Origin of the sequence: Porphyrobacter sp. YT40, from assembly GCF_006542605.1 — a bacterium.
Classification (GTDB): Bacteria; Pseudomonadota; Alphaproteobacteria; order Sphingomonadales; family Sphingomonadaceae; genus Erythrobacter.
On the sequence record NZ_CP041222.1, the window covers coordinates 655,325 to 664,495 of the forward strand.

12 protein-coding genes are annotated in these 9,171 nt (G+C 67.5%); 8 read left to right on the forward strand and 4 right to left on the reverse strand.

Annotation, left to right across the window (positions count from 1 at the left end):
• Positions 1-38 precede the first annotated feature (38 nt).
• Genes E2E27_RS03095 through E2E27_RS03115 form a run of 5 tightly spaced genes read left to right on the forward strand, consistent with a single transcriptional unit; the run spans position 39 to position 5,253 of the window.
• The gene (locus E2E27_RS03095; RefSeq protein WP_234036166.1) at positions 39-632 is read left to right on the forward strand and encodes a protein-L-isoaspartate O-methyltransferase family protein; all 594 of its coding nucleotides are present in this window, start codon (positions 39-41) and stop codon (positions 630-632) included.
• Complete coding sequence (locus E2E27_RS03100) at positions 632-2,101, forward strand: TolC family outer membrane protein (RefSeq protein WP_502705546.1); 1,470 nt, start codon at positions 632-634, stop codon at positions 2,099-2,101. The genes E2E27_RS03095 and E2E27_RS03100 overlap by 1 nt, the downstream gene beginning before the upstream one ends.
• 49 nt (positions 2,102-2,150) lie before the next feature.
• A complete protein-coding gene (locus E2E27_RS03105; RefSeq protein WP_141457638.1) occupies positions 2,151-2,645 on the forward strand; it encodes a DUF2497 domain-containing protein in 495 nt (164 codons plus the stop codon).
• Between the two features lie 41 nt (positions 2,646-2,686).
• Positions 2,687-4,846, forward strand: a complete 2,160-nt coding sequence (locus tag E2E27_RS03110; RefSeq protein ID WP_141457639.1) for a dipeptidyl-peptidase 5 — start codon at positions 2,687-2,689, stop codon at positions 4,844-4,846.
• Entirely contained in the window at positions 4,843-5,253 is a 411-nt protein-coding gene (locus tag E2E27_RS03115) for a (2Fe-2S) ferredoxin domain-containing protein (protein ID WP_141457640.1), read from the forward strand. Before E2E27_RS03110 ends, E2E27_RS03115 begins: the two co-directional genes overlap by 4 nt.
• Here the strand turns inward: E2E27_RS03115 and E2E27_RS03120 are convergent.
• Positions 5,250-5,561, reverse strand: coding sequence for a hypothetical protein (locus E2E27_RS03120; protein ID WP_141457641.1), 312 nt, complete (start codon positions 5,559-5,561; stop codon positions 5,250-5,252). The genes E2E27_RS03115 and E2E27_RS03120 overlap by 4 nt on opposite strands.
• A 156-nt stretch (positions 5,562-5,717) precedes the next feature.
• Here E2E27_RS03120 and E2E27_RS03125 point away from each other — a divergent pair, with 156 nt between their 5' ends.
• From E2E27_RS03125 to xth, 3 genes are read left to right on the forward strand one after another with little or no spacing between them, the layout of a single operon-like run.
• A complete protein-coding gene (locus tag E2E27_RS03125; protein WP_141457642.1) occupies positions 5,718-6,149 on the forward strand; it encodes a CBS domain-containing protein in 432 nt (143 codons plus the stop codon).
• A gap of 39 nt (positions 6,150-6,188) precedes the next feature.
• Complete coding sequence (locus E2E27_RS03130) at positions 6,189-6,521, forward strand: HesB/IscA family protein (protein WP_141457643.1); 333 nt, start codon at positions 6,189-6,191, stop codon at positions 6,519-6,521.
• Between the two features lie 38 nt (positions 6,522-6,559).
• Complete coding sequence (gene xth, locus E2E27_RS03135; protein WP_141457644.1) at positions 6,560-7,354, forward strand: exodeoxyribonuclease III; 795 nt, start codon at positions 6,560-6,562, stop codon at positions 7,352-7,354.
• Between the two features lie 135 nt (positions 7,355-7,489).
• Here the strand turns inward: xth and E2E27_RS03140 are convergent, their stop codons facing one another.
• The 3 genes from E2E27_RS03140 to E2E27_RS03150 all read right to left on the reverse strand — a co-directional run bounded on the left by E2E27_RS03140 (position 7,490) and on the right by E2E27_RS03150 (position 9,160).
• Complete coding sequence (locus E2E27_RS03140; protein ID WP_141457645.1) at positions 7,490-8,140, reverse strand: cell wall hydrolase; 651 nt, start codon at positions 8,138-8,140, stop codon at positions 7,490-7,492.
• A gap of 187 nt (positions 8,141-8,327) precedes the next feature.
• On the reverse strand, positions 8,328-8,675 hold the full coding sequence (locus E2E27_RS03145) for a DUF1491 family protein (RefSeq protein WP_141457646.1): 348 nt from the start codon (positions 8,673-8,675) through the stop codon (positions 8,328-8,330).
• Positions 8,672-9,160, reverse strand: a complete 489-nt coding sequence (locus tag E2E27_RS03150; RefSeq protein ID WP_141457647.1) for a PaaI family thioesterase — start codon at positions 9,158-9,160, stop codon at positions 8,672-8,674. The genes E2E27_RS03145 and E2E27_RS03150 overlap by 4 nt, the downstream gene beginning before the upstream one ends.
• Positions 9,161-9,171: the final 11 nt, after the last annotated feature.

Consider the following 9,171-nt stretch of genomic DNA (forward strand, 5'->3'; position numbering starts at 1 on the left):
GCCATCCTAATACAGTTACCCGAAGAGCGATGGACATCATGACCACAACCCTGCCCAATTCCCTCACCGCCCGGCGCGCGATGATCGACAGCCAGCTGCGCACCAGCGGCGTGAACGAGGAATTCGCGCTCGCCCGGATGCTCGCCGTCCCGCGCGAGGATTATCTGCCCGCCGACAAGGCCGCGGCGGCCTATATCGACCGCGCGATCCAACTCGGCACCTCAGGCCACCTCGCCGCGCCGCTGTTCTACGGCAAGGCGCTGCTCGAAGCCGCGCCCTTGCCCGAAACCCGCGCGCTGGTCGTAAGCGGCGGCACCGGCTACCTCGCCGCGCTGCTGCGCCCGCTGGTTGCCGCGCTGACCGAAGTGTCCGCCGGAGACGCCGCCACCGGCAAGGTGGCGGGCGAATACGACCTCATCGTGATCGACGGCGCGATCGAGCAGCTGCCCGATGCGCTGGCCGCGACGCTGACCGACGAGGGCCGCATCGTCACCGGGCTGGTGCTGCGTCAGGTCACCCGCCTCGCCACGGGCCGCAAGGTTGCGGGCAAGGTCAACCTGATGCCGGTCGAGGATCTCGGCATCCCGGTGCTGCACGCCTTCGACGCGCCCAAGGGCTGGACCTTCGCTTGATCTACCGCGCCGCCTCCTTCCCGCTCGCCGCATCGGCCAGCCTGCTGGCGCTCGTCGCACTGGCGGGGCCGGCGCGTGCCGACACTCTGCGCGAGGCGCTGGCGGCGGCCTATGTCAACAACCCCACGCTCGAAGCCGCGCGTGACACCCAGCGCGCCGCCGATGAGGACGTGCCGATCCAGCGTGCGCAGGGCCTGCCCTCGATCAATGCGACCGGGCAATATGTCGAGTTCGTCAAGCCCTCGCCCAACGCCTTCGCGCCGACCGAGCGGGTCTTCGCGGTCGGGCCGGATCTGGTGGTGCCGATCTATTCGGGCGGCGCGGTGCGCAACGGCATCGCCGCCGCCAAGGAACGGCGTGACGCGGGGCAGGCCGATCTGCGGCTGACCGAGAGCAATCTCTTTACCCAGGTCGTCGCCGCCTACATGGACGTGCTGCGGACCGAGGCGCTGGTCGCGCTCGCCACCAACAATGTCGCGGTGCTGCGCACCAATCTCGAAGCCACCGGCGACCGCTTCCAGATCGGCGATCTCACCATCACCGATGTCGCCCAGTCGCGCTCGCGCCTCGCGCTGGCGGAGGGCGATCTGCGTTCGGCCGAGGCGAACCTCATCGCCGCGCGCGAGACCTATATCCGCCTCGTCGGACAGGCGCCGGGCGAACTCGAGGCCCCGCCGCCGCTGCCGGGCCTGCCCGACACCGTGGGCGAGGCAATCGTCACCGGGCTCGAAAACAACGCCAGCCTGATCGCCGCCAAGCAGCGCGCCAAGGCGGCGGGCTTCGACACCGAAGTCGCCGGGGCCGGACGCCTGCCGACCGTGCAGCTGTTCGCGGGGCTCGACTATCAGGACTATTTCGGCACGCTGCAGGCGGGCGATCCGCGCTTCTTCCAGACCGAAACCACGGCGAGCGCCGGGGTGCGCTTCACCATCCCGATCTTTCAGGCCGGGCTTCCCGCGGCACGCCAGCGGCAGGCCGCCGCGCGCGAATCCTCGGCGCTGGAGAATGTCATCGCCGCCGAACGGCAGGTGATCGCCGACATCCGCTCGACCTTCGCCAACTGGCAGGCCGCCAATGCGGTGATCAAGAGCTCGCAGGCCGCGGTCGAGGCGGCCGAGCTCAGCCTCGAAGGCGTGCGCGCCGAACAGTCAATCGGCAACCGCCAAATCCTCGACGTGCTCAACGCCGAGCAGGAACTGGTCAACGCCCGCGCCCAGCTCGTGACCGCGCGGCGCAACGCCTATGTCGCCGGGTTCAACCTGCTGGCGCTGATGGGCAAGGCCGAAGCGCGCGATCTCAATCTCGACTCCGCCGGGGTGCTCTACGATCCGCAGGTCAATGCCGACCGGGTCAGCAGCAAGCTCTGGGACTGGGACCGCGACCCCGAACCTGCCCCGGAATCGACCAGCACCGTTGACATTCCCCCCGCCACTGCAACAATCGGCCCGCAATTGCTGCCCGGCGAGTGAATCGGTTCCCGATTCGGGACAGGCCGGGCTGTGTCACACGGGGCGATTAATGGGCCAGGATAACGAAGCTTCCGTCGAGGAAATCCTCGAATCGATCAAGAAGGTGATCGCGCGCGACAACCGCGTGGGCGCGATGGAAGCGCGTCGTCGCCGTGTGCTCGTCCCCGAAGAGCCGGAACGTGAAACACCCCCGCTCGCCCGCACCCATACCGTGCGCGATTCCGAGGAAGTGCTCGATCTCGGCGAGATGGAGCTGGTGCCCGAGGCCGAAACCCCCGCGATGCCGATGGACACGGCCGAGGAAACCCCGCTGATCGCCGATCAGGTGCGCGATGCGATGCAGGAAAACCTCGCCGCGCTCGCGATGCTGGCAGAGCCGCCCGCACGCCCGCAGATCGTGCGGCAGGGCGAGACTTCGCTCGAAGGCCTGACCCGCGAGCTGCTGCGCCCGATGCTGGCCGAATGGCTGGAGGCGAACCTTCCGGCGATGGTGGAACAGCTGGTGCAGGCGGAAATCGCGCGGATCGTCGGCAAGCGGCGCTAAGTTCTGGCAAGAGGCGGGCAGGCGGGCTAGTCCTGCTGCCCATGCGAAACATCCTTGCTTTCGGCGCTGTCGTCGCCGCTGTCGCCCTGTCCGCCACCCCGCTGGCCGCGCAGGAGGCCGCGCCTCCGCCCGCGATCCCCGGCCTCGCCCACCCGCCGATGAGCGCCAGGGATCTGGTGACGCTCCCCCGCCTCGGGGCCCCTGCGGTCAACCGCGAGGGCACGCTGGCGGTCTACAGCGTCACGATCACCGACCCCGAAACACTGAAGCGCTCGCCGCAGCATTACCTGCTCGATCTGACCAAGCCGGGGGCGGCACCCGTGCCGATGGAGGGGCTGACCGCCTCAGATGTCACCTTCGGCCCGGACGGCTATCTCTATTACCTCAGCGATGCCGCCCCCGAAGAGGGCGCGCCCGAGGTGAGCCGGGTGTGGCGCATGAGCGTTGCCGCCGACGGCAGCACCGGCAATCCCGAGGTGGTCGCCGGGTTCGACGCCAGCATCGCCGGATTCAAGCTCGCCCCCAATGGCGCGGCCATCGCGGTCTGGGGCGAAGTCCCCCGCGATTGCCCGACCTTCGGCTGCCCCGATGCCCCGCAGCGCAGCCTCCCCGGCCCCGGCACCGGGCGGCTCTATGACGGCACGGACGGCTTCGTGCGCCACTGGGACCGCTGGGCCACCCCCGGCACCCACAACCGCATCTTCACCTTCCCGCTGGTGGACGGCAAGGCGCAAGGGCCGGGCGCACCTGCCGACGGGTTCGACCCCGCAACCGGGATCACCGCCGACACGCCGACCATGCCCTTCGGCGGGGGCGAGGAAATCGCCTTCGCGCCGGACGGGAAGACGCTCTATTTCACCGCGCGCCTTGCCAATGCCGAGGAACCGCGCTCGACCAATCTCGACATCTACGCCGCCGACCTCACCGGCGCCGCGCCCCGTCTGCTGACGGCGGGCAACCTCGCGACCGACACCACCCCTGCCGTCTCGCCCGATGGCCGCTACCTCGCCTGGCTGGCGATGGAGCGGCCTACCTACGAGGCGGACAGGCTGGAGGTACAGCTGCTCGATCTGAAGACCGGCAAGGCGCGCAACCTCACCGCAGGCACCGATCTCAGCTTCGGCAGCCTCGCGTGGGCAGCGGACGGCAAGAGCCTGATCGCCACCGCGCAGCAGGTGCTCGACACCCCCGCCTTCCGCATCGACATCGCCACCGGCAAGGTCACAGAACTCAACCTGATGGCGGGCAACGAGGCGCATATCGCCAATCTCGTGCCGCTGCCGGGGGGCCGGGCACTGTTCACGCGGGATTCGCTCGGCGCGCCTTCGGAGCTCTACCTGTCGGACGGCATGGGGCAGGCCCGCCCGCTGACCGATGTCGCCACCACCCGCATGGGCCAGATGGCAAGCGTCGTCACCCGCCGCTTCAGCTTTGCCGGAGCGAATGGCGACACGGTGTGGGGCCAGATCACCCGCCTCGCCGATCAGGAGGGGCCGATCCCCGCGATCCTCTATATCCACGGCGGGCCGCAGGGCAGCTTCAACGACAGCTGGTCGAACCGCTGGAACCCGCGCGTCACTGCCAGTCAGGGCTATGCCGTGATCTCGGTCGATTTCCACGGCAGCACCGGATACGGGCAGGCCTTCACCGATGCGATCAACCGCGACTGGGGCGGCAAGCCCTTGGAGGACCTGCAAAAAGGCCTCGCCGCCGCGCTCGCGCTCGACCCGCAGATCGACGGGGAGCGCGCCTGCGCCATGGGGGCGAGCTATGGCGGCTACATGGTCAACTGGATCGCCGGCAACTGGCCCGATCGCTTCGATTGCATCGTCCAGCACGACGGCCTCTTCGACATGCGCTCGATGTATTATGCGACCGAGGAATCGTGGTTCCCGCGCTGGGATTTCGGCGGCTCCTACGAGGAGGCGAAGGACACCTACGAGAAGTGGAATCCCGCCAACTACGTCGCCAACTGGCGCACCCCGATGCTGGTGGTGACGGGCGAAAAGGATTTTCGGGTGCCCTATACGCAAGGGCTGCAAAGCTTCACCGCCCTGCAGGAACGCGGCATCCCCTCGCAATTGCTGGTCTTCCCGGACGAGAACCACTGGGTGCTGGGCGCGAAGAACTCGCTGCAATGGCACAACACGGTGTTCGCCTGGCTCGATCGCTGGCTGAAGGCCGAGGACAACGGGGAGTGACCGACGAAGACTTGGCTTGCGCGCGCAGCAATCTCGCGCGGCACTATGGCGATCCTGCGAGCGGCACCGGCATCGCGCGGCACATCATGCTGTGCGCGATTTCGGAGAAGCAGAAATGCTGCTCGCGCGAAGCGGGGGAGGAGGCCTGGGGCTTCCTCAAGTCACGGCTGAAGGAACTCGGCCTCGTCGGCCCGCAGCGTAGCGCAGACAGCGCGCGCGGGGCGGGCGGAGGCGTGCAGCGGAGCAAGGCGGACTGCCTGCAACTCTGCGCCGCCGGGCCCATCGCGGTCGTCTGGCCCGACGGGGTGTGGTATCATTCCTGCTCGCCAGCGGTGCTCGAGCGGGTGATACAGGAACACCTGATCAGCGGCGTGCCGGTTGAGGAATTCAGGCTTAACCCCGCCTAATCCTCCTTCGGGCTCCAGAATTCGTCCTTGCCCGGCAGCTGGTTGTCGACCGATTCGTCGTGGCCCGTGCCGTTGGAGAGGAACACCAGCCCCATCAGCGCGCCGCCGAGCAGCATCGTCAGGCTGATCCCCAGCGCGACGGCGATATAGAAATGCACCGAAATCATGCCGTTATAGGCGAAGAGCAGCCCCATCGCGATGGCCACCACCAGCACCGTCGCCGCCAGCAGCAGCTTCATGATCTGGCGATATCGCGCCCAGGCGTGGGCGGCATTCACGGGATCGTCGAGCGGGGATTTGCGCGTCATGCCCCCGACATGGCGCGCACGGGGGCGCAATGCAACGCGCGAAAGCTGCAAGGTGGCCTGCATCCGACGCAATGGCAGCGCTACGTGATGCGACGGAGCGATTCGCCTTTTGCCGCAAATCATGGCACTTTCTCCGTCCGATAGAGGGAGACTGCCATGACCATCGCCCGTATCATCGCCCAGCGCGGCCCATCCGACATCATCGCCTGCGACGTCGCCACGCCCGTCGCGCAGGTCGTCCAGACGCTCGCCACCCGACGCATCGGCGCGCTGCCGGTGCTGCGCGAGGGCAAGGTGGTGGGGATCGTGTCGGAACGCGACGTGATCTACCGCCTGGCCGACAAGGGGCGCGAATGCCTCGATTTGCCCGTAGGCGAGATCATGACCTCGCCTGCGATCACCGTCGAGCCCGGCACCACGGTGGACGAGGCGCTGGGCATGATGACCCGCCGCCGGTTCCGCCATTTCCCGGTGGTCGAGAATGGCGCGCTGGTCGCCTTCATCTCGATCGGCGACCTCGTGAAGCACAAGATGGACGAGGTGCAGGGGGAGGCTAACGCGCTGCGTAACTACATTCAGGCGGTGTGACCGCTTGAGGAACGCCCCTGCGCGTCTTAGATACGTGGCATGACCGCCGAGCCCCTGATCCTCACCCCGTCTGCCGCCAAGCGGGTGGCCTTCATCGCGCAAAAGCAGGCGCGCCCGGCGATCCTGCGGCTTGCGGTCGAGGGCGGGGGGTGTTCGGGCTTTCAGTACAAGTTCGACCTCGCCGACGCACCCGACGCCGAGGACAGCGTGTCCGAATGTGATGGCGTGATGCTGGTGGTCGATCCGGTCAGCCTCGATCTGATCGCGGGCAGCACGGTCGATTTCGTCGAGTCACTGGGCGGGGCGGCCTTCAAGGTCGAAAACCCGCAGGCCGCCGCCGGATGCGGTTGCGGCGCGAGTTTCGGGATTTAGGTTAGACCCGGCGCATCGTTTGCGGCACAAGCGCGCGCATGAAAATCGCCACCTTCAACATCAACGGCATCAAGGCGCGCGGGCCGCGGCTGATCGAATGGCTCGAGGAAACCCGCCCGGCGGTCGCCTGCCTGCAGGAAATCAAGACGCAGGACGAAGGCTTCCCCGCGAGCGACTTCGAGGCGATCGGCTACAGCGCGATCTGGCACGGGCAGAAGAGCTTCAACGGCGTCGCGATCCTCGCCGATACGCGCGCGGGCCACAGCATCACCGAGGTGCAGCGCGGCCTTGGCATCCCCGGCCCGAATGACGGCGACGAGGAGCAGGCGCGCTATCTTGAAGCGGATGTCAGCGGCGTGCGCATCGCCTGCCTCTACCTCCCCAACGGCAACCCGCATCCGGGGCCGAAGTTCACCTACAAGCTGGCTTGGATGGCGAAGCTGCGCGAGCGGATGGCGCAGATCTGGTCCGAGGAAGTGCCCGCCGTGGTGCTCGGCGATTTCAACGTCATCCCGCATGACGACGATGTGTGGTCCGTGAAGGCGATGCAGGACGACGCGCTGATGCAGCCCGAAAGCCGCGCCGCCTATGCGCGCTTCCTCGCAGACGGCTGGACCGACGCGATCCGCACGCACAATCCGCGCGGGGGGGTGTGGACCTACTGGGACTATCAGGCGGGTGCCTGGCAGCGCGATCACGGCTTCCGGATCGACCACATCCTGCTCTCGCCCGAATGCGCCGACCGGATGGGAAGCTGCGGCGTCGACAAGGAATACCGGGGCCGCGAGAAGGCCAGCGACCACACGCCGGTTTGGGTGAGTTTGAGGGACTGACCTCTACAGCCGTTCGCCCTGAGCCTGTCGAAGGGCCGCATTTAACTTCCGTCTTGCGCGATCGTCGCAAAGAAAGTGCGGTGCTTCGACAAGCTCAGCACGAACGGGAAGGGGGGGGCAACGAGGCCCCCTAAATCACCTATAAAAAATATGCGTGTCGATCTGGGCGAGGCGCGTCTTGGTGCGGCTCCAGCCGGGCTTGACGTAGCGCGCGTGGAAAAACACCGCGTTGCCGGCCTCGGATTCCCACAGGCCCTTGTGCGCGATCTGCGCGATGGCGACGGCGCGCCTCCAGGCGGCGGTGCCTTCGCGCACGGCGGGCATCTGCCGCCCGCGCATGAAGGAGAACTGCCCCGGCTGCGCGACGACGCTGCAATAGGAGCCTGGGAAGCGGCGGTCTTCGCTGCGGTTGATGATCACCTGCGCCACCGCAAGCTGCCCGGCGAGCGGCTCGCCGCGCGCTTCGAAATAGATCGCACCGGCAAGGCAGCGCAGCTCGGCGTCCATCGGGGCGGTCGTATCGACCATGCCGACCAGCTCGGCGAGCGATCCGGCTTCGGTGAGGGTGGGGGCAGAAGCGTCCTCGGCGGCGTCTTCGGGGAGCGATTGCACCACCGGCTCGGCCACGAACGTGATCGCTTCGGGGACCAGCTCGGCCGCGGGAAGCGCGCTCGGCTGATCGGGGGCGGCTTGCGCCAGAGCGGCGGTTTCGGGGCCGCTCGGAAACAGGGTGGCTGCGATGGCGAGACCCGCGATCGCGGCAAAAGTGGCAGTCTTGCGACTCATTCAATCTACAAATCGGGCGGTGAGCGCGCGCAGACGCAGGCGGGAACCTTTTCCATCTCTTGCGATTAGGGGGGTTCGAAGAAGCCTGCCGGCCGCTCCCCGTCTGCGTGCTGGAGGACGGCCGAATTGCCGCGCGCCAGCCTGCGCTAGGGATTGGCGGGGGCCGTTAGCCGACTTGACGTGAGCGTCAACGCAATTCGTTAAGCTGTGCGACGAAGCGTTCGGGATCCGCGATATCCACCTCGATCAGCCATACATCGGGGTCTCTGGCGTGTCGGCGGGCCAGATACTCGGAAAATTCCTGCGATTTTTCAGGGTCTTCCGATTTTGTGGCAACAAAAAGGCGCGTTCCGTCCAGCTGAGGCATTCTTTCGTAAAGCATCGAAGCCTTGCCGCGACACAGCATTACCAAGATGATCGTGCCCGCGTCGCGTTCACCCTTTGCCAGAACGGTTGCGTAACCGCCCTGCGACTCGGCGAGGCGAAGAATCGCGCCTGCCTCGAGATGTGCGGGCAGGCGGGCGTCGTCGGTCACAGCCCCGAAGGCCCGCCCGCGGCGTAGCCCGGCAGGCTGGAGAGCGCGATACGGCTCTTCATGAAGGTGCCGGTGCCGCGCCCGATCTCGTCGCCCTCTGCGTCCACCAGCCGCGCTTCGGCGACGAACACCCGCCGCCGCCCGCTGACCCAGCGGCCCTCGGCGGTGACGGTGCCGGCGCGCACCGGCTTGGTGAAGTGCAGGTTGAAGCTGGTGGTCAGCAGAAAGCGGTCGGTCACCAGCGAATTGGCGGCATAGAAGGCCGCATCGTCGAGCATCTTGAAATAGATCGTGCCGTGCGCCGCGCCGGCCGCGTGGTAATCCTCCGGCGTGACGGTAAAGGTCAGCCGCGAGCGGCCCTCGCCCGGAAGGTGCAGGTGGCTGGCGAACTTGGCGTTGACCGGGGCCGAGGCGTAGAGCCGCTCCAGCGCCCGGTAGTGCTGTTCGGCACCCGTGGCTGGCAAGGTCGCATCGTCGCCGGACATGGAATCGCTTC